At 59.8% G+C, this 18451-nt stretch carries 17 protein-coding genes and 2 tRNA genes; 11 read left to right on the forward strand and 8 right to left on the reverse strand.

Going from position 1 to position 18451, the window contains the following annotated elements; genetic code table 11:
- Positions 1-12 precede the first annotated feature (12 nt).
- Both JBO08_RS26470 and JBO08_RS26475 read right to left on the reverse strand, forming a co-directional pair.
- A complete protein-coding gene (locus JBO08_RS26470) occupies positions 13-1752 on the reverse strand; it encodes a dipeptidase (protein ID WP_220075233.1) in 1740 nt (579 codons plus the stop codon).
- Positions 1753-1890: 138 nt separating this feature from the next.
- Positions 1891-2532, reverse strand: a complete 642-nt coding sequence (locus tag JBO08_RS26475) for a hypothetical protein (protein ID WP_065882497.1) — start codon at positions 2530-2532, stop codon at positions 1891-1893.
- Positions 2533-2621: 89 nt separating this feature from the next.
- Between JBO08_RS26475 and JBO08_RS26480 the strand changes: the two genes are divergently transcribed.
- Positions 2622-3554, forward strand: coding sequence for a LysR family transcriptional regulator (locus tag JBO08_RS26480; protein ID WP_065872635.1), 933 nt, complete (start codon positions 2622-2624; stop codon positions 3552-3554).
- A gap of 91 nt (positions 3555-3645) precedes the next feature.
- On the opposite strand, the gene JBO08_RS26485 is transcribed toward JBO08_RS26480, so the two are convergent.
- Positions 3646-4053, reverse strand: coding sequence for a PA2817 family protein (locus tag JBO08_RS26485; RefSeq protein ID WP_049709191.1), 408 nt, complete (start codon positions 4051-4053; stop codon positions 3646-3648).
- Between the two features lie 189 nt (positions 4054-4242).
- Entirely contained in the window at positions 4243-6690 is a 2448-nt protein-coding gene (locus tag JBO08_RS26490; RefSeq protein ID WP_065909856.1) for an acyl-CoA dehydrogenase, read from the reverse strand.
- A gap of 158 nt (positions 6691-6848) precedes the next feature.
- Between JBO08_RS26490 and JBO08_RS26495 the strand changes: the two genes are divergently transcribed.
- From JBO08_RS26495 to JBO08_RS26510, 4 genes are all read left to right on the forward strand, one after another.
- Positions 6849-7508: a transglutaminase family protein gene (locus JBO08_RS26495; protein WP_065872633.1), complete on the forward strand. Its 660-nt coding sequence runs from the start codon at positions 6849-6851 to the stop codon at positions 7506-7508.
- A 57-nt stretch (positions 7509-7565) separates the two neighbouring features.
- On the forward strand, positions 7566-8183 hold the full coding sequence (locus JBO08_RS26500) for a glutathione S-transferase family protein (RefSeq protein WP_220075232.1): 618 nt from the start codon (positions 7566-7568) through the stop codon (positions 8181-8183).
- Positions 8184-8318: 135 nt separating this feature from the next.
- A complete protein-coding gene (locus JBO08_RS26505; RefSeq protein ID WP_049709188.1) occupies positions 8319-9251 on the forward strand; it encodes an ABC transporter ATP-binding protein in 933 nt (310 codons plus the stop codon).
- Entirely contained in the window at positions 9248-10027 is a 780-nt protein-coding gene (locus JBO08_RS26510; protein WP_049709187.1) for an ABC transporter permease, read from the forward strand. Before JBO08_RS26505 ends, JBO08_RS26510 begins: the two co-directional genes overlap by 4 nt.
- A 65-nt stretch (positions 10028-10092) precedes the next feature.
- Here the strand turns inward: JBO08_RS26510 and JBO08_RS26515 are convergent, their stop codons facing one another.
- Positions 10093-10629: a TetR/AcrR family transcriptional regulator gene (locus tag JBO08_RS26515; RefSeq protein ID WP_065872632.1), complete on the reverse strand. Its 537-nt coding sequence runs from the start codon at positions 10627-10629 to the stop codon at positions 10093-10095.
- 91 nt (positions 10630-10720) lie between these two features.
- Between JBO08_RS26515 and JBO08_RS26520 the strand changes: the two genes are divergently transcribed.
- The 4 genes from JBO08_RS26520 to JBO08_RS26535 all read left to right on the forward strand — a co-directional run bounded on the left by JBO08_RS26520 (position 10721) and on the right by JBO08_RS26535 (position 15466).
- Positions 10721-11914 (forward strand): MFS transporter, encoded by a 1194-nt coding sequence (locus JBO08_RS26520; protein WP_220075231.1) that lies wholly within the window; start codon positions 10721-10723, stop codon positions 11912-11914.
- 43 nt (positions 11915-11957) lie between these two features.
- Complete coding sequence (locus JBO08_RS26525; protein WP_028615765.1) at positions 11958-12269, forward strand: cupin domain-containing protein; 312 nt, start codon at positions 11958-11960, stop codon at positions 12267-12269.
- 106 nt (positions 12270-12375) lie between these two features.
- A complete protein-coding gene (locus JBO08_RS26530) occupies positions 12376-13524 on the forward strand; it encodes a TDT family transporter (protein ID WP_220075230.1) in 1149 nt (382 codons plus the stop codon).
- A gap of 67 nt (positions 13525-13591) precedes the next feature.
- Positions 13592-15466: an MFS transporter gene (locus tag JBO08_RS26535; RefSeq protein ID WP_065872629.1), complete on the forward strand. Its 1875-nt coding sequence runs from the start codon at positions 13592-13594 to the stop codon at positions 15464-15466.
- Between the two features lie 112 nt (positions 15467-15578).
- Here JBO08_RS26535 and sugE read toward each other — a convergent pair whose 3' ends face one another.
- The 3 genes from sugE to rdgC form a co-directional block, all read right to left on the reverse strand.
- The gene (gene sugE, locus JBO08_RS26540; protein ID WP_010211634.1) at positions 15579-15893 is read right to left on the reverse strand and encodes a quaternary ammonium compound efflux SMR transporter SugE; all 315 of its coding nucleotides are present in this window, start codon (positions 15891-15893) and stop codon (positions 15579-15581) included.
- A gap of 106 nt (positions 15894-15999) precedes the next feature.
- Entirely contained in the window at positions 16000-16965 is a 966-nt protein-coding gene (locus JBO08_RS26545; RefSeq protein WP_065882506.1) for a bile acid:sodium symporter family protein, read from the reverse strand.
- Between the two features lie 166 nt (positions 16966-17131).
- On the reverse strand, positions 17132-18052 hold the full coding sequence (gene rdgC / locus JBO08_RS26550) for a recombination-associated protein RdgC (protein ID WP_065872627.1): 921 nt from the start codon (positions 18050-18052) through the stop codon (positions 17132-17134).
- Between the two features lie 159 nt (positions 18053-18211).
- Between rdgC and JBO08_RS26555 the strand changes: the two genes are divergently transcribed.
- Positions 18212-18287, forward strand: a tRNA-Val gene (locus tag JBO08_RS26555).
- Between the two features lie 19 nt (positions 18288-18306).
- Positions 18307-18383: transfer RNA gene (locus JBO08_RS26560), tRNA-Asp, on the forward strand.
- The last annotated feature ends 68 nt before the right edge of the window (positions 18384-18451 follow it).

Here is an 18451-nt window from a genome sequence, read left to right on the forward strand (position 1 = left end):
GCCCTGGTAACGTCAGAGCTTCGGCAACTGCCCGATACGCCCCATCATTTCCGTGACGATCTGCAAGTCCAGCAAGAACTGGTCGACCGTCTTGAACTCATTGTCGGTGTGCCCGGTGTATTTCACTTCCGGGCGTGCCAGGCCGAATTGCACGCCGTTGGGCAGCTCGTGCACGGACGTTGCGCCGGCCGAGGTACCGAACTTGTGCGCCATGCCGAGGTTTTCGCTGGCCACTGCCAGGAGGGCTTTCACCCATTCACCTTCCGGGTTGCGGAACATCGGTTCGGCCACTGAGTAGGTGAAGTCCACCTTGACCTTGGTTTTCTTGTCCCAGGCGCTTAATTTATCGGCGATTTCTGCCTTGAGTTTCTCCGGGGATTTGCCCTTTGGCACACGCAGGTTCACCGCCAGTTTGAAGGCTTTGTCATCCAGGCCGACAAAGGTCAGCGAGGTGGTCAGCGGCCCCATGAATTCGTCAGAGAAGCCCACGCCCAGCTTGCCGCCGAGGTAGTCCAGGCCCCAGTTGTCAGACGCATAACGTGCGGCATCGGTAATGTGGTTGTGCTTGAGGGCGATTTTGCCGTCGATGCTGTGGATCAGCTCCAGCATGCGCGATACCGGGTTGATGCCGGACTCCGGCTCGGACGAGTGAGCCGAAACACCAGTGACCGTCAGCTTGACGTCTTTACCGTCGACCTTGGCGGCGACCTCGAAATCACCGCCGTTACGCTTGGCATATTCAGTGCCGGCCTTTTGCAGGCTGGCGGCCAATTCAGCAGGTTTGTCGCTGACAAACGTTGCAACCGAGGCCGACGGGATCTGGTTAGTCGCCATGCCGCCGGTCATCGAGATAATTTCCGCGCCTTTGCCTTCACCCTTGCGACGCGGGAACGTCGCCATCACCGTGCCGTAGCCTTTTTCGGCAATCACCACCGGGTAGCCGCCATCCAGCGCGAGGTTGTATTGCGGCGTCGGGTTCTTTTCAAAGTAATACGGAATTGCGTCGCCGGAGGTTTCTTCGGTGGTGTCCACCAGCAGCTTGAAGTTACGCGCCAGCGGCAGCTTCTCTTCCTTGATGACCTTCATGGCATACATGGCTACCACAATGCCGTTTTTGTCATCCTCGGTGCCACGGCCGTACATGCGGGCGCCGATCCGTGTGACTTTGAATGGGTCAAGTTTGGTGCCGTCTTTCAGCACCCAGTTTTCCGGCGTTACCGGTACCACATCGGCGTGGGCATGAATGCCGACCACTTCATCGCCGCTGCCTTCCAGGGAAATTTCGTACACACGATTATCGATATTGCGGAAATTCAGGTTGAAGGCCTTGGCCAGGTCCTGGATCTTGCCGGCGATCTTGATAAATTCCGGGTTTTTATACTGCGGTACACCGTCCACATTGAACGTCGGAATTTCCACCAGCTCTCGCAGGGTTTCGAGCGCAGCCTTGCCGTATTTCACTCGGGTATAAATGCCCAGCAGGCGGTGGATTTCGTTTTGCTGCTCGGCGCTCAGGGTTTTGTTATCCAGGAACGCGCTGATTGCCGGCCCCACATCGCCGGTTTTGCCCAACTCCCCCTTGGCCAGAGTAGCGAGGAAACCACGAAAGTCAGTGACTGAGGTTTCGCTGAAATTTTTCAGAATCACCGTGCTTTGAGCGGGGGTGATGTTGGCAAAGGCGGGGGCGCAGATGGCCGAAAGGCTCGCTGCAACCAGGGTGGCGGCAACCAGGTGCTTGAGTGGAAAGTGCATTGTTAGAAGCATTCCTTTGCAGGTAGTGAGTAGGAGGTTTCTGATCGATCTGTCAGAAACATTTCCACACACTACCATCACCCCGCTTGAGAGTGGGAGCGCCAATCCCATGAAGTGTCTGCCAAATGGGTGGGGAGATCACACCGCTATGACTTCGCCGATGCTATAGCGCACCGACAGCGCGCCCTTTTTCTCCGATAGCGCCAGGATGCGGATCTGGCCCAATTCACTCAATGTTTGCACGTGTGTGCCGCCACAGGCATAGGCGGGCAATTCACCGAAGCCGACTTCGCGGGTGCCATCGTCCAGGGTTGTATGGCGAGAATAGTCGGCGCTGATCCATCGATTGACCTGCTTTTGAATCAGCTCGGCCTCCATGGCTTGTGCGGCTTCGCCACGGATAAAAGTAATCTTGCCTTCGCCGGGCCAGTGGTGGGCCTTGATGGGCATCCATCCCAGGGTTTCGCCGGCATTGCCAATCAAGTGCCCTGCCGAATGCAGGCGCGTATGCAGGGCCCGACGTTGCTCGTTGACCCGAGCGGTGATCGGGCCGGGCGGCAGGGGGTGATCGACGTAATGCACCACGCGGTCGGCGTCCTGGCTGACTCGCAGTACGTTGCTCTCACCGAGCCAGCCAGTGTCGCAGGGCTGCCCGCCACCTTGGGGATGGAAAATCGTCGACTGCAAGGTGACTGCAAAGTGATCCTCATGCGGGGTGCAACTCAGCACTTCAAGCTCGGCAGTCAGGTGATCGTGGGTGAAAAACAGGCGCTCGGTCATTATCTACATCCGCATCGGGGTTCTACCGACAGTATAAATAGTGCGCAACTGGGTGATAATCTGCCCAATCTTCAATGGACCTGTGCACCATGAGCATCAATCTACCTTTGCCGCTGCTGGGCGAAATGGCGATTTTCGTCAAAGTGGTGGAGGCCGGCAGCTTCTCCGAAGCCGCCCGGCAAATGGGCGCTTCACCCTCCTCGGTGAGCCGCAGCATCTCGCGCCTGGAGAAAGCCCTGGCGACTCGGTTGCTGCAACGCACCACACGCAAATTGCGCTTGAGCGAGGGTGGCGAAGAGGTGTTCAAGCGCTGCCAGGAAATGGTCAGCGCGGCGCGTTCGGTGATGGAAATCAGCGGGCAGTTCACCCATGAAGCCGAAGGGCTGGTGCGGGTCAGCGTGCCCAAGGCGGTGGGGCGGTTTGTGGTGCACCCGCACATGCCGGAGTTCCTGCGGCGTTATCCCAAGGTCGATGTGCAGTTGATCCTCGAGGACCGGCCGGTGGACCTGATTGATGACAATGTCGACCTGAGTATTCGCATCACCGACAGCCCGCCGCCGGGGTTGGTGGGTCGGCAGTTACTGCCTATCGAGCATTTGTTGTGCGCGACGCCGCAGTACTTGGCCGAGCACGGTACGCCGGCCCATCCTCATGATTTGCTGGAGCACAGTTGCATCTACCTGGGGGAAACGCCGGGGGATTCTCGCTGGAAGTTCCGCCAGGCCGGCAAGGCCGTGACGGTTGCCGTGCGCGGGCGCTATGCGGCGAACCATACGGGTGTGCGCTTGGATGCGGTGTTGCAGCATGTAGGGATTGGCAGCTTGCCGTATTTCACGGCGCGCCATGCCTTGGAAGAAGGGCGGTTGGTGCAGGTGTTGGCGGGGTGGGACTTTATTGCGTCCTACCATGGCGAGGCATGGTTGCTGCATTCACCCACGCGGTATCTGCCACCGAAGTTGCGGGTGTTTATTGATTATCTGGTGGAGTGTATGGCGAAGGAGCCGACACTGCGCCGACGGTAGATGTGGGAGCTGGCTTGCCTGCGATGCAGGCAACTCAGTCTGCAGTTAAACCGAGGTGATGCCATCGCAGGCAAGCCAGCTCCCACAGGAATCAGTGCTTGCTCTGGTCTTGCGGCATGGCTAGCAGCTGTTTTTCCCGGTTCCAGTCGAACGGTTCGTCGTTTTGTTCGGCTTCGAAGCGACGTTCTTCCAGGGCCTGGTACAGGTCCAGTTCTTCGTCGGGCATAAAGTGCAGGCAGTCACCGCCAAAGAACCACAGCAGGTCGCGCGGCACCAAGTGGGCAATTTGTGGGTAGCGCAGGATGACTTGGCTCATCAGGTCCTGGCCCAGGTATTGGCTTTCAATCGGATCGATCGGCAGCAGGGCGCGCAATTCGTCAAAACGCTCCAGAAACAGCGTATGGCTTTCCTCGGGCACCTGCTCGGCTTCGCCGACGGCAACCAGGATGCTGCGCAAGTGGTCGAGCAAGACGAGATGATCGGCAACGATGTTGGACACGAGATAAGTCCTCTAAAGCAAAAACGGGCGCGAGAGTATATGCCTCGGTGCCCTGCCTCACAAATACGATTCATTTTGACGAGTGGCTGTTGTTGTCAGGCAACGCAGCGTGGCGACAACAGACCCCGTCAAAATGGATCAGTATTTGTGAGGCAGGGCACTTTGCCCGTAGTTATATGACCGCTGGGGTCAGCGGACTTTACCCTCAGCCTGGGTCAGCTCTTCCTTGCTGAAATCATCCACGTCGATGACCTTGCGCCGTGCCGCTTCGGCATCACGCAACGTTTGCGCCTCAGCCGGTTGCAGTACCCCGGCGTGCAGCGCGGCGTCGATGGCATGTTCCCCGGCAGCCGGTTTGACCTGGCCGCTTTTCAACGCGGTGTGCAGTTTTTTCTGCAGCGGGTGGCTCGCGCCGAGCAGGTCGTAGGCATGTTGCAGGGCACCCACTGGGTCTTCCGCCGATTGCGGGCGGTAGCAGCCGGCGAGCAGTTCTTCCAGGGTTGGGTCGCCTTTGGCACGGCCGATTACCGCAGCCACTTCGGCATCCAGTGCATCGGACGGACCGGTATGGCGACGCCCGAACGGGAACACGATCACCCGCAGCAGGCAGCCCAGGACCTTGTTCGGGAAGTTGCTCAGCAGTTCATCCAACGCCCGCTCCGACTCGCCGAGGCTCTCTTCCATGGCCCAGGTGAACAGCGGTTGCAGATGATCCGGTGAATCCAGGTCGTGATAACGCTTGAGTGCGGCCGAAGCCAGGTACATATGGCTCAGCACATCACCCAGGCGTGCCGACAGGCGTTCGCGGCGCTTCAGCTCGCCACCCAGCAGCATCATGCTCAGGTCGGCCAGCAGCGCGAACGCGGCAGCCTGACGGTTCAATGCGCGGAAATACCCCTGGCTCAAACGGTTGCCCGGCGCTTTCTCGAAACGACCTACGCCCAGGTTCAGCACCAGAGTGCTGGCGGCGTTGCTCACGGCGAAACCGATATGTTGCATCAGCAGGCCGTCGAATTCCTTCAGCGCCTGGTCATGGTCTTCGCGACCGGCCAGGGCCATTTCCTTGAGCACGAACGGATGGCAACGGATGGCGCCCTGGCCGAAGATCATCAGGTTGCGCGAGAGGATATTCGCGCCTTCCACGGTGATGAAGATCGGCGCACCTTGCCAGCTGCGGCCCAGGTAATTGTTCGGGCCCATGATGATGCCCTTGCCACCGTGCACGTCCATGGCGTGGCCGATGCACTCGCGGCCACGTTCGGTGAGGTGGTATTTGAGGATCGCCGACAGTACCGAAGGTTTCTCCCCAAGGTCCACGGCATTGGCGGTCAGCATGCGCGCGCTGTCCATCAGCCAGGCGTTGCCGCCGATACGGGCCAGGGCTTCCTGGATACCTTCGAAGGCCGACAGTGGCACGTTGAACTGTTCGCGCACCTGCGCATATTGGCCGGTCACCAGGCTGGTGAACTTGGCGGCGCCGGTCCCTACGGCGGGCAGGGAAATCGAACGGCCTACCGACAGGCAGTTCATCAGCATCATCCAGCCCTTGCCAAGCATTTCCTGGCCACCGATGAGGTACTCCAAGGGAATGAACACATCCTTGCCGGAGTTGGGGCCGTTCATGAAGGCGGCGCCGAGGGGGAGGTGGCGGCGGCCGATTTCCACGCCGGGGGTGTCGGTCGGGATCAGCGCCAGGCTGATGCCCAGGTCTTCTTCTTCACCCAGCAGGTGGTCCGGGTCATGGGCCTTGAAGGCCAGGCCCAGCAGGGTCGCGACCGGGCCAAGGGTGATGTAGCGTTTTTCCCAGTTCAAGCGCAGGCCGAGGGTTTCCTTGCCTTCCCATTCACCTTTGCAGATCACGCCAGTGTCGGGCATGGCGCCAGCGTCGGAACCCGCCAGCGGGCCGGTCAACGCAAAGCAAGGGATGTCATCGCCACGGGCCAGGCGCGGCAGGTAATGGTTGCGTTGTTCGTCGGTGCCGTAGTGCAGCAGCAGTTCGGCCGGGCCGAGGGAGTTGGGCACCATCACGGTAGACGCGAGGTCACCGCTGCGGGTGGCAAGTTTCATCGCGACCTGGGAGTGGGCATACGCCGAGAAACCCTTGCCGCCATATTCCTTGGGAATGATCAGCGCGAAAAAGCCGTGGGTCTTGATGTGTTCCCAGGCAGCCGGCGGCAGGTCCATGGCCTGGCCGATTTCCCAATCGCTGACCATGGCGCAGAGTTCTTCGGTCGGGCCGTCGATAAAGGCCTGTTCTTCTTCGGTCAGTTGGACCTTGGGATAGGCCAGCAACTTGTCCCAGTCAGGGCGACCACTGAACAGCTCGCCGTCCCACCAAACGGTGCCAGCGTCGATGGCGTCGCGCTCGGTTTCGGACATCGGCGGCAGGACTTTCTGGAACCAGCTGAACAGCGGCTTGGTGAAGTATTGGCGGCGCAGATCGGGTAGCAACAGCGGCGCGGCCACAACCGCGATCAACACCCAGAAGATCAGCAGCAGCCAACCCGGCGCGTGGCTCCAGGCGCCCATCGCCAGCAAGTAGACGGCGACCACGCCCAAGGCGGGCAGGGGGGCGACGCGGCGGTGTGCGAGGTAGGCAATGCCGACCACCAGCACCAGTATCCACAACAACAGCATATTCAATCCTCCGTGAAACCAGGGGCGAAACCACCAGGGAGCTTAGTCGGCATCCGAGCAAGCGGGGTGATCAGGGTGTAACGAGATTTGGCCGATTCGTCGTCAACTCCACGGCAGGCCTGTGGTTAGACTCCAGGCTTCCTTTGGAGATAACACTCATGGATACCTACCTGAGTCCCAGCCGCTTCATCGATAGTGACCACCCTGCGGTGGTGGAGTTCGCCGAAAAACATCGCGGAACCCGTGCGAACTTAAGTGACCAGGCAGTCAGCCTTTACTACGCCGTGCGTGAGGCGATTCGCTACAACCCCTACACCTTCAGTCGCGATCCAGACACATTAAGTGCCAGCTTCGCCCTGTCCACCGGCGAAAGCTACTGCGTGCCCAAGGCCACGTTGCTCGCGGCCTGTGCCCGCCACTGCGGCATCCCGGCGCGCATCGGCCTGGCGGACGTGCGCAATCACTTGTCGACCCCGCGCCTGCTCGCCTTGCTCAAGAGTGACGTGTTTGCCATGCACGGTTATACCGAGCTTTACCTGAATGATCGCTGGGTCAAAGCCACGCCCGCGTTCAACAGGCAACTGTGCGATGTGTTCGACGTGCCGCCGCTGGATTTCGACGGTATCAACGACAGCGTTTTCCACGCTTTCAACCGCCAGGGCCAGCGTTCGATGGAGTACGTGATCGACCATGGGCAATTTACTGACGTGCCCGAGGCGTTTTTCTTCGCCCATATCCAGCAGTGTTACCCGCACCTGTTTGCCGAGGATATGCCGCCCCTGCTTGGCGATATGCACAGCGATTTAAGCCGCGCCTGAACCGGCGTATGCTGCTGCGTTCATCCAGCCATGTTCATCAACAATAAAGGCGCGGTCATGCTGAAGATCTGGGGTCGTAAAAATTCATCAAACGTCAGGAAAGCACTGTGGTGCGCCGAGGAGCTCGGCCTGGACTATGAGGCAATTGATGCTGGCGGGGCGTTTGGTGTGGTCGACACACCGCAATACCGAGCGTTGAACCCTAACGGTCGGGTGCCGATGATCGAAGACGGCGACTTTGTGCTGTGGGAATCCAACACCATCGTGCGTTACCTCTGCGCCAAGCAGGCGTCCAGATGGTACCCGAGTGACCTGATAACCCGCGCCAACGCGGAGAAGTGGATGGACTGGACCACTTCCACGTTCGCCGAACCGTTCAAGATCGTGTTCTGGGGCGTGCTGCGCACCCCGGCCGAAAAACAGAATTGGGACAGCATCCACGCCGGGCGCCAAACCTGTATCGATGTGCTCAAGACCGTTGACGAGGCGCTCGCCACACAGCCGTATCTGTCGGGCAATGAGGTCGGCATGGGCGATATCCCCTTGGGCAGCTTCATCTACGCCTGGTTTGAAATGCCCATCGAACGGCCCGCAATGCCCCATCTAGAGGCCTGGTACCAGCGCCTGCAGCAGCGACCGGCCTACCGCAAGGCGGTCATGACCGCGTTGACTTAATACTGACTATTAATACAGGTGACTGTACTTGTGCCGCGCGGGCAAGCACCATGCCCGCCATGCATCGCAGGTTGAACTACCTGCGCTGCGCCCTCATCTATTCTTTCTATTCCCTTCTTTGGTGCGTATCCCGATATGAGTTCCGCTCTGTCCATCCGGCAGCTAACCAAAACCTACGGCAACGGTTTCCAGGCCCTGAGTGGTATCGATCTGGACGTTGCCGAAGGTGACTTCTTCGCCTTGCTCGGCCCCAACGGCGCCGGCAAATCCACCACCATCGGCATCCTCTCGACCCTGGTCAACAAGACCAGCGGCTCGGTAAATATCTTCGGCCACGACCTGGACAAATCCCCGGCGGCGCTCAAGCGTTCCATCGGCGTGGTGCCCCAGGAGTTCAACTTCAACCAGTTTGAAAAGACCTTCGATATTGTCGTGACCCAGGCAGGCTACTACGGCATTCCGGCGAAAATCGCCAAGGAACGCGCCGAGCAATACCTGACCCAACTGGGCCTGTGGGACAAGCGCGATGTGCCTTCGCGCTCGCTGTCCGGCGGCATGAAGCGCCGCTTGATGATCGCCCGTGCGCTGGTGCATGAGCCGCGCCTTCTCATCCTTGATGAGCCCACTGCTGGCGTGGATATCGAGCTACGCCGTTCGATGTGGACATTCCTCACCGAGCTGAACGAGAAAGGCATCACTATCATCCTCACCACCCACTACCTGGAGGAGGCTGAGCAGCTGTGCCGCAACATCGGCATCATCGACCATGGCACCATCGTCGAGAACACCAGCATGCGTAACCTGCTGGGCCAGTTGCATGTGGAAACCTTTTTGCTCGACCTGAAAAATAACCTGTCGGTGGCGCCGCAGCTGATGGGCTACCCAAGTCGTCTGCTGGACAGCCATACCCTGGAAGTGCAGGTGGATAAAGCCATGGGCATCACCGCGCTGTTTACGCAGTTGGCGACCCAGAACATCGAAGTGCTGAGCCTGCGCAATAAAACCAATCGCCTTGAGGAGTTGTTCGTGTCCCTGGTGGAGAAAAATCTGGCGAAGGTGGCGGTATGAGTTCCGAACTGCAACCCAACCTCGTCGCGCTGCAAACCATCGTCTATCGCGAAGTGAAGCGCTTTACCCGGATCTGGCCGCAGACCCTGCTGCCGCCGGCGATCACCATGGTTCTGTACTTCGTGATCTTCGGTAATCTGATCGGCCGGCAGATCGGTGACATGGGTGGTTTCACCTACATGGAATACATCGTGCCGGGTCTGATCATGATGTCGGTGATCACCAACTCCTACGGCAACGTGGTCTCCAGTTTCTTCGGCAGCAAGTTCCAGCGCTCAATTGAAGAATTGATGGTGTCGCCGGTGTCGCCACACACCATCCTGATCGGCTACACCGCCGGTGGTGTGCTGCGCGGCCTGATGGTCGGCGTGATCGTGACCTTATTGTCGCTGTTCTTCACCCACCTGCAAGTGCATCACCTCGGGGTCACCATTCTGGTGGTGGTACTGACGGCGACGATCTTCTCGCTGCTGGGTTTCATCAACGCCGTGTTTGCACGCAACTTCGATGATATTTCGATCATTCCGACCTTCGTGCTGACGCCGCTGACCTACCTCGGTGGCGTGTTCTACTCGATCACCTTGCTGCCGCCGTTCTGGCAGACCGTGTCGCTGGCCAACCCGGTGCTGCACATGGTCAACGCCTTCCGCTACGGTATTTTAGGTGTGTCGGATATCAAGATCAGCGTGGCGATTACGTTCATGTTGGTGGCGACCGTGGTGCTGTATATCGGTTGCGCGAAGCTGCTGGTGAGTGGGCGCGGGATGCGCACGTAACACAGGATTAATGTGGGAGCTGGCAAGCCAGCTCCCACATTTTTGATCGGCGTATAGGGCTTTGATTATTGCAATGCCAATTCGATCAGCTCATGCAGCTCTTCAACCTGCAACGGTGCGCTGGCAAACAGAATCCTGAACACCGTCGGCGCCGCCAGAAGGTTGATCAGCCGGTCTACGCAGGGTGGCGTGTTGTCGGGGTAGCGATCCACAATCGTCTGCAACTGCCCGCCAATCAGGGTCACGCAATAGCCCGGCGTCTGGCTGCACTGCACATCACGCATCATGTTCCGCCCAGGCTCCGAACTCATCTCATCCAGATACTGCTCGGCCCAGGCCTGCAAATCGCCGCGCAGGCTGCCGGTATTCGCCGGCTCGCTGTCCGGGCGCATCCGCGCCAACGCCACATCCGCCAGCAACACAGAAAGATCGCCCCAACGCCGGTAGATGGTCGACGGCGTCACCCCCGCACGCGCAGCGATCATCGGCACGGTGACGCTGGAGCGCTCGTGGGCTTCCAGCAATTCGCGCACAGCGCTATGCACTGATTCTTGTACCCGGGCACTACGGCCCCCCGGGCGGAGGCCTTCTTTTATCGCCATGTGTAAAACCTTAACACAAAGAATTTGCTTTAAGCCCAGTCTGGTAGCACACTCCATAAAAGCAAAATATTAGCTTTAGCGGAGTGTGCGCATGTCTAGCCCTATTTCTCAGCGTTCCAGCCTGGTGTTCCTTGCGGTCACCTTGCTGACGTTTCTTGCCGCCTCCAGTGCGCCGACGCCGTTGTATCACCTGTATCAGGAGGGCCTGCATTTTTCCGCAGGCATGCTCACGCTGATCTTCGGTGTCTATGCGCTGAGTCTCCTGGCGGCGCTGCTGACTGTCGGCTCACTGTCGGATCACCTGGGACGCAAGCCGGTGATCTTCGCCGCATTGATCCTGAACATGCTGGCGATGCTGCTGTTTATCAATGAAGGCAGCGTGGCCTGGTTGATCGCCGCACGTACGCTGCAGGGCTTTGCTACGGGCATGGCCACTGCCGTGCTGGGCGCGGCACTGCTCGACACGGATCGCCAGCAAGGGCCACTGGTCAACAGCGTGGCGCCGCTGCTGGGCATGGCGTGCGGTGCGATGGGCAGCAGTCTGCTGGTGGAATTCGCGCCGCTGCCGACCCAGTTGATCTACTGCACGCTGTTGGTGCTGATGCTGTTGCAGGCCGTGTACGTATGGCGCCTGCCGGAAACTGTCAGCCGTATTCCCGGTGCACTGGCTTCGCTGCGTCCGACTTTGCATGTACCGCCGCAAGCGCGCCGGGCCTTGTGGTTGTCGCTGCCGGTGGATGTGGCGGTGTGGGCGATGGGCGGATTCTACCTGTCCCTGGCGCCGTCACTGGTACGGGCCGCCACCGGTTCGACCTCCAACCTGATCGGCGGCGGCCTGGTGGCGGTGTTGACCTTGAGCGGCGCATTGATGATCTTCACACTGCGCAATCGCCACGCCGACAAAGTGCTGCGCCTGGGGGCCGGCTTGCTGGCAGTCGGTGTGGCGCTGATCCTCACGGCCGTGCACAGCGCCAGCCTGCCGTTGTTTTTTATCGCCACGCTGATCGCCGGCAGTGGTTTTGGCGCGGGCTTCCTCGGTGCCCTGCGCAGTGTGGTGCCGCTGGCTTTGCCCCATGAGCGCGCGGGCTTGATGTCGGCGTTTTATGTGCTGAGTTACCTGGCGTTCTGTCTGCCGTCTTTGCTGGCGGGCAACCTGATTCGCAGCTTTGGTTTGATCTCCACCACCGACGGCTACGGTGCGGTACTCATCCTGCTGTCCCTCGGCGCACTGGTCGGCCTGCTGTTGCAGGATTCGGCGCGCGCCAAGGCGACGACAGGCGGCTGATAGGTAATAATCGCCTCTCGTATCGCCCGACCGAGATTCAAGCATGAAGATCATCCGCAGCAAGGACTTCACCGGCAGCCGCGCCTGGGAGGCGTTGGATATCGCCAATATGAACGGCATCACCACGCGCCTGCACTGGACTGACCAGCCGTATCGCTGGCACATCAATGATGGCGAGGAAGTGTTCGTGGTGCTGGATGGCCGGGTGCAGATGCACTACCGCGACAACGGCTTCGAACAGGTGGCGGAGTTGGGCGTAGGGGATATCTTCTATGCCAGTGTCGGCACCGAGCATGTCGCCCATCCCCAAGGCCCGGCGCGCATTCTGGTGATCGAATGCGAAGGCAGCGTTTAGACTATATCTGCAAAGTAGATAACAGTTAGAGATATTACCCGTTATATAGATATTCGATCAGGTTCTACCATGGCCTTAACCTCATGCGAGGAAGAGGATTGCCATCATGACCTGCTCGAATACCATCAGTTACAAACCTTTCAGTCACCTGACCCGTCCGCGGGAAGTGATTCGCCAGTTCACCCCTAACTGGTTTGCCGCCACCATGGGCACCGGCGTGCTGGCGCTGGCGTTGGCGCAGTTGCCGGTCAACCTGCCAGGTTTGCACGCCATCGCCGAAGCGCTGTGGTTGTTCACGGTCGGCCTGTTCGTGTTGTTCAGCGTGTTGTACGCAGCCCGCTGGGTGATGTTTTTCCACGAGGCGCGGCGGATTTTTGGGCACTCTACGGTGTCGATGTTCTTCGGCACTATCCCCATGGGGCTCGCGACCATTCTCAATGGCTTGCTGCTGTTCGGCCTGCCGCGTTGGGGCAGCGAAGTGATCCCGCTGGCTGAAGCGCTGTGGTGGCTGGATGTCGCGATGGCCTTGGCCTGCGGCGTGCTTATCCCGTTCATGATGTTCACCCGCCAGGAACACAGCATCGACCAGATGACCGCCGTTTGGCTGCTGCCCGTGGTTGCCGCCGAAGTCGCCGCCGCCAGCGGTGGCCTGCTGGCACCGCACCTGGCGGACGCCCATTCGCAACTGGTGATGCTGGTGACCAGCTACGTGCTGTGGGCGTTTTCCCTGCCGGTGGCGTTCAGCATCCTGACCATCCTGATGCTGCGCATGGCCCTGCATAAACTGCCCCACGCCAATATGGCCGCGTCGAGCTGGCTGGCGCTAGGCCCCATCGGCACTGGTGCGTTGGGCATGTTGTTGCTGGGGGGAGATGCGCCGGCGATCTTCGCGGCCAATGGCTTGCCGGGTGTCGGTGAAATGGCTGACGGCCTCGGGCTGGTAGCGGGCATTACACTGTGGGGCTTTGGCCTTTGGTGGATGCTGATCGCCGTACTGATTACCCTGCTTTACCTGCGCGCCGGTATCCCGTTCAACCTGGGGTGGTGGGGCTTCACTTTCCCCTTGGGGGTGTACGCCTTGGCCACACTGAAGTTGGCGGGCCTGCTGCACCTGGGTTTCTTCAGTGTATTCGGCTGTCTGTTGGTGGTGGCGTTGGCGCTGATGTGGCTGATTGTCGCTAAACGCACGGTGCAGGGCGCCTATAAAGGTGAGCTTTTTGTTTCGCCATGCATTGCAGGACTAGCGAATAAGTAAGCCGGATTAGGTAAAGTCGTGGCCTGAATGCTTTTACAAAAAAACAGGCCACGCAGGAACACGGACGATGAGCCACCCCTCGCAATTCACCTTGCTGCGCACACGGCGTTTCCTGCCGTTTTTCATCACCCAGTTGCTGGGTGCGTTCAACGACAACATCTTCAAGCAATCGCTGATCCTGGCCATTCTCTACAAGCTCACCATCGACGGTGACCGGTCCATCTGGGTCAACCTCTGTGCCTTGCTGTTCATCCTGCCGTTCTTCCTGTTTTCGGCGCTGGCCGGGCAGTTTGGCGAGAAGTTCAACAAGGACGCATTGATCCGCGCAATCAAGATCGGCGAGATTGTGATCATGGCTGTGGGCGCGACGGGCTTCCTGACCAACCACCTGGAACTGATGCTGCTGGCACTGTTTGCGATGGGCACCCACTCGGCGCTGTTCGGCCCGGTGAAGTACTCGATCATGCCCCAGGCGCTGCACGACGATGAGCTGGTCGGCGGCAACGGCCTGGTGGAAATGGGCACGTTCCTGGCGATCCTGGCCGGTACCATTGGCGCCGGGATCATGATGTCGTCCACCTATTACGCGCCGGTGGTCGCCGTGGCGATCGTCGGTGTGGCGGTATTGGGTTACTTGGCCAGCCGCAGTATTCCGAGGGCGGCGGCGTCGACCCCGGGGTTGCGCCTGAACTGGAACATTTTCAGTGAATCCTGGGCCACCTTGCGCCTGGGCCTGGGGCAGACGCCGGCCGTTTCGCGCTCAATCGTGGGTAACTCGTGGTTCTGGTTTGTTGGCGCGATCTACCTGACGCAGATCCCGGCGTACGCCAAGGAATGGCTGTACGGCGACGAAACCGTGGTCACGCTGATCCTCACGGTGTTCTCTGTGGGTATCGCCCTCGGCTCGATGCTTTGCGAAAAACTCTCCGGGCGTAAGGTGGAAATCGGCCTGGTGCCGTTCGGCTCATTCGGCCTGACCGTGTTCGGCCTGTTGCTGTGGTGGCACTCCGGCGGTTTCCCGCAGAACGTGCAGGCCAACGATTGGCTCGCCGTGCTCAGTTACGGCCAAGCCTGGTGGGTGTTGTTCGATATCCTCGGCCTGGGCGTGTTCGGCGGCTTCTATATCGTGCCGCTGTACGCGTTGATCCAGTCGCGCACCGCCGAGAACGAGCGTGCGCGGGTCATCGCTGCCAACAACATTCTTAACGCACTGTTCATGGTGGTCTCGGCGATTGTGTCGATCCTGCTGCTGAGCGTGGCCAAGCTGTCAATTCCCGAATTGTTCCTGGTGGTGTCGCTGCTCAACATCGCGGTCAACACCTACATCTTCAAGATCGTCCCCGAGTTCACCATGCGTTTCATGATCTGGCTGCTCAGCCATTCCATGTACCGCGTGGAGCATCGCAACCTGGAAGCGATCCCGGACGAAGGCGCGGCGCTGCTGGTGTGCAACCACGTTTCATTTGTCGATGCGCTGCTGATCGGCGGCGCGGTGCGTCGGCCGATTCGCTTTGTCATGTACTACAAGATCTACCGTTTGCCGGTGCTGAACTTTATCTTCCGCACGGCCGGGGCGATTCCCATTGCGGGGCGTCACGAAGACATCCAAATCTATGAAAAGGCTTTCACACGGATTGCGCAGTATCTGAAGGAAGGGGAGTTGGTGTGCATCTTCCCGGAGGGCAAGTTGACCGCCGATGGCGAGATGAACGAGTTTCGCGGTGGTGTGACGCGCATCCTGGAGGAGACGCAGGTGCCGGTGATTCCGATGGCGTTGCAGGGGTTGTGGGGGAGTTTTTTCAGCCGCGATCCGAACAAAGGGTTGTTTCATCGGATCTGGTCGCGGGTGGTGTTGGTGGCGGGTGAGCCGGTGACGGTAGAGGCCGCGACGCCTGCGCAGTTGCAGGAACGGGTGGGGGTGTTGCGGGGGAGTGTCAGGTAGTTTCGGGCTGGATTAATGGCCTATTCGCAGGCAAGCCAGCTCCCACATTGGACCGCATTGTTCAAGCGAACGCGGTCTGGTGTGGGAGCGGCGGTTCGACAGCGGTAATGGATCAGGTGCTGATCTTGAGCCCAATAAGCCCGCAAATGATCAACGCCACACTGGCCAACCGGAACAGCGCCATGGATTCCCCAAACAGGATAATCCCGGCGATCACGGTGCCCACGGCACCGACTCCGGTCCAGATGGCATAGGCCGTGCCCAGCGGCAGCTCCTTCATCGCCAGCCCCAGCAGGCCAAGGCTTACGGCCATGGCGGCAATCGTCAGGGCCGTGGGCAGCGGCTTGCTGAAACCGTCGGTGTACTTCAGGCCGACGGCCCAGCCCACTTCAAACAGACCCGCAAAAAACAGAATGATCCAGGACATGATGACCTCCTAACGCTAGGTGGGGTCGTCCCCGGATTAGGCGCTTGAAAGCGTCGCGGGGTCGTCCCCGCGAAGCTCGTAAGAGTGCCCAAAAGTGATCGACTGATCAAGTTTGCGGGGTGTTCTCCAGGGCGCGACGGTCTTCCTTCTCGCTCATGCGGCGGAAGTAAGTCGAGAGCAACGCCCCGGAAATATTGTGCCAGACGCTGAACAACGCACTCGGCACCGCCGCCAAGGGCGAGAAGTGCGCGCTGGCCAATGCGGCACCCAGCCCGGAGTTCTGCATGCCCACTTCCAGCGCCAGCGACTTGCGCTGCGCCAATGGCAACTTGAACACGCGGCCGGTGAAGTAGCCCAGCAAGTAACCGAAGCTGTTGTGCAGCATCACCACGGCCATGATCAACAGGCCCGACTCGGCAATCTTCGCCTGGCTGGCGGCAACCACCGCCGCGACGATGATCACGATGCTCACCACCGACACCAGTGGCAACACATCCACCGCGTGGCGCACCCGATCACCGAGCACGCGTTGCGCCAGTACGCCGAGCACGATCGGCAGCAGCACAACTTGCAGGATCGACCAGAACAACTCCATGAACGATACCGGCAGCCAGGCCGACGCCAGCAGCCAGATCAACGCCGGCGTAAGCAGCGGGGCGAGGAGGGTGGTGACGGCGGCGATGGCCACCGACAGCGCCAAGTCGCCGCGGGCCAGCCAGGTCATCACGTTGGAGGAGGTGCCGCTTGGGCAGCAACCGACCAGGATCACGCCAACGGCAATTTCCGGCGGCAGGTGGAAGGCCTGGCACAGCAACCAGGCCACGCCCGGCATGATGACAAAGTGTGCGACCACGCCCAATGCCACGCGCCACGGATGGCGGGCGACTTCGGCGAAGTCATCAATCTTGAGGGTCAACCCCATGCCGAACATCACCAGGCCCAGCAACGGGACGATGGCGCTTTTCAGGCCGATGAACCAGCCGGGTTCGAGGAAGGCGACGACGGCGAAAATCAACACCCAATAGGCGAAGGTATTGCCGACGAAGCGGCTCAAGGCGGCGAGTGCGCGCATGGGGATGTCCTTGTTATTAGAGTGCTGGAGGTGGCAACTCGATCAGATGTGGGAGCTGGCTTGCCTGCGATAGCATCAACTCGATTTAACTGAAGACCGAGGTGCCTGCATCGCGGGCAAGCCCGGCTCCCACACTGACCGTGCCCACATAAGATCTAATGAGCTTTTAGATGCCCTGTGGGGTCTCTTCACCGCCGAGTGCTTCGACCAGCGCGGGTATGAAGTCACCAAACGTCAGCATCATCAGGGTAAAACTCGCATCCAGTTGGCCCAGGGCTTCTTCACCGCCGTCCTGTTCCGCCTGGTCTTGCAGCAGGTCTTCGAACTTCAGGCGCTTGACGGTCATCTTGTCGTCGAGCATGAAGGACAGTTTGTCCTGCCAGGCCAGCGACAGTTGGGTCACGACTTTGCCGGTGGTCAGGTGCAGTTGGATCTCTTCGCCGGTCAGGTCCTGGCGCTTGCAGCGCACAATGCCGCCGTCTTCGTGGGTGTCGCGCAGTTCGCACTCGTCGAGCACGAAGAAGTCATCTGCCGGCTTTTGGGTGGTGACCCAGTCGGTCATGATCGCGGTCGGTGCTGTTTTCACGGTGAGTGGGCGAACCGGCAGGGTGCCGATCACTTCACGCAGTGTGGACAACAAGTCTTCGGCGCGCTTGGGGCTGGCCGAGTTGACCAGGATCAGGCCCTGTTTTGGCGCGATGGCGGCGAACGTCGACGAACGCCGAATAAAGGCACGCGGCAGGAAGGCCTGGATGATTTCATCCTTGATCTGGTCGCGTTCCTTTTTGTAGACCTTGCGCATTTGCTCGGCCTCGATCTCTTCGACTTTCTCCTTGAGTGCATCCCGCACCACGCTGCCCGGCAGGATGCGTTCTTCCTTGCGCGCGGCGATCAGCAGGAAATCACCGCTGACGTGAACCAGGGGAGCCTCTTCACCTTTACCAAAAGGCGCGACGAAACCGTAAGTGGTCAACTCCTGGCTGGCACAAGGGCGCGCCAGTTTGGTGGCCATGGCCGCTTCCAACGCCTCGGCATCAACAGGCAGATCTTGGGTCAGGCGATAGATAAGCAGGTTCTTGAACCACATGGGGCGAGTCTCTCCTTTATACAAAGGGGGGCATTATTCTCTTGATAACGTCCCAGGCCAACCCTGCCTAAGCCATTGGAAGCTATCAAAAAAAAGATTTAAGAAAGTGCTTGCCAGACCTGGGGCCGCTCCGTAGAATGCGCGCCACACCGAAACGAAGGGTGATTAGCTCAGCTGGGAGAGCGTCTGCCTTACAAGCAGAATGTCGGCGGTTCGATCCCGTCATCACCCACCATTCGCTTCAAGTGTTACGCGCAGCGGTAGTTCAGTCGGTTAGAATACCGGCCTGTCACGCCGGGGGTCGCGGGTTCGAGTCCCGTCCGCTGCGCCATATTCGGTTACCTGGAACGCTGAACGCCAGGTACCACAGGAAGCCCGCTCATTGAGCGGGCTTTTTGC

It is taken from the genome of Pseudomonas sp. LAP_36, assembly GCF_019456785.1.
Taxonomy (GTDB): domain Bacteria; phylum Pseudomonadota; class Gammaproteobacteria; order Pseudomonadales; family Pseudomonadaceae; genus Aquipseudomonas; species Aquipseudomonas tritici.

Excerpts from the sequence above, each read along its gene's own strand:
- JBO08_RS26515 (WP_065872632.1), bottom strand. The coding sequence starts at position 10,629 with ATGGCGATAAAAGAAGGCCTCCGCCCGGGGGGCCGTAGTGCCCGGGTA.
- JBO08_RS26505 (WP_049709188.1), top strand. The coding sequence starts at position 8,319 with ATGAGTTCCGCTCTGTCCATCCGGCAGCTAACCAAAACCTACGGCAAC.
- JBO08_RS26525 (WP_028615765.1), top strand. The coding sequence starts at position 11,958 with ATGAAGATCATCCGCAGCAAGGACTTCACCGGCAGCCGCGCCTGGGAG.
- JBO08_RS26470 (WP_220075233.1), bottom strand. The coding sequence starts at position 1,752 with ATGCACTTTCCACTCAAGCACCTGGTTGCCGCCACCCTGGTTGCAGCG.
- JBO08_RS26545 (WP_065882506.1), bottom strand. The coding sequence starts at position 16,965 with ATGCGCGCACTCGCCGCCTTGAGCCGCTTCGTCGGCAATACCTTCGCC.
- JBO08_RS26510 (WP_049709187.1), top strand. The coding sequence starts at position 9,248 with ATGAGTTCCGAACTGCAACCCAACCTCGTCGCGCTGCAAACCATCGTC.
- sugE (WP_010211634.1), bottom strand. The coding sequence starts at position 15,893 with ATGTCCTGGATCATTCTGTTTTTTGCGGGTCTGTTTGAAGTGGGCTGG.
- JBO08_RS26490 (WP_065909856.1), bottom strand. The coding sequence starts at position 6,690 with ATGCTGTTGTTGTGGATACTGGTGCTGGTGGTCGGCATTGCCTACCTC.
- JBO08_RS26500 (WP_220075232.1), top strand. The coding sequence starts at position 7,566 with ATGCTGAAGATCTGGGGTCGTAAAAATTCATCAAACGTCAGGAAAGCA.
- JBO08_RS26520 (WP_220075231.1), top strand. The coding sequence starts at position 10,721 with ATGTCTAGCCCTATTTCTCAGCGTTCCAGCCTGGTGTTCCTTGCGGTC.
- JBO08_RS26475 (WP_065882497.1), bottom strand. The coding sequence starts at position 2,532 with ATGACCGAGCGCCTGTTTTTCACCCACGATCACCTGACTGCCGAGCTT.
- rdgC (WP_065872627.1), bottom strand. The coding sequence starts at position 18,052 with ATGTGGTTCAAGAACCTGCTTATCTATCGCCTGACCCAAGATCTGCCT.
- JBO08_RS26530 (WP_220075230.1), top strand. The coding sequence starts at position 12,376 with ATGACCTGCTCGAATACCATCAGTTACAAACCTTTCAGTCACCTGACC.
- JBO08_RS26535 (WP_065872629.1), top strand. The coding sequence starts at position 13,592 with ATGAGCCACCCCTCGCAATTCACCTTGCTGCGCACACGGCGTTTCCTG.
- JBO08_RS26495 (WP_065872633.1), top strand. The coding sequence starts at position 6,849 with ATGGATACCTACCTGAGTCCCAGCCGCTTCATCGATAGTGACCACCCT.
- JBO08_RS26480 (WP_065872635.1), top strand. The coding sequence starts at position 2,622 with ATGAGCATCAATCTACCTTTGCCGCTGCTGGGCGAAATGGCGATTTTC.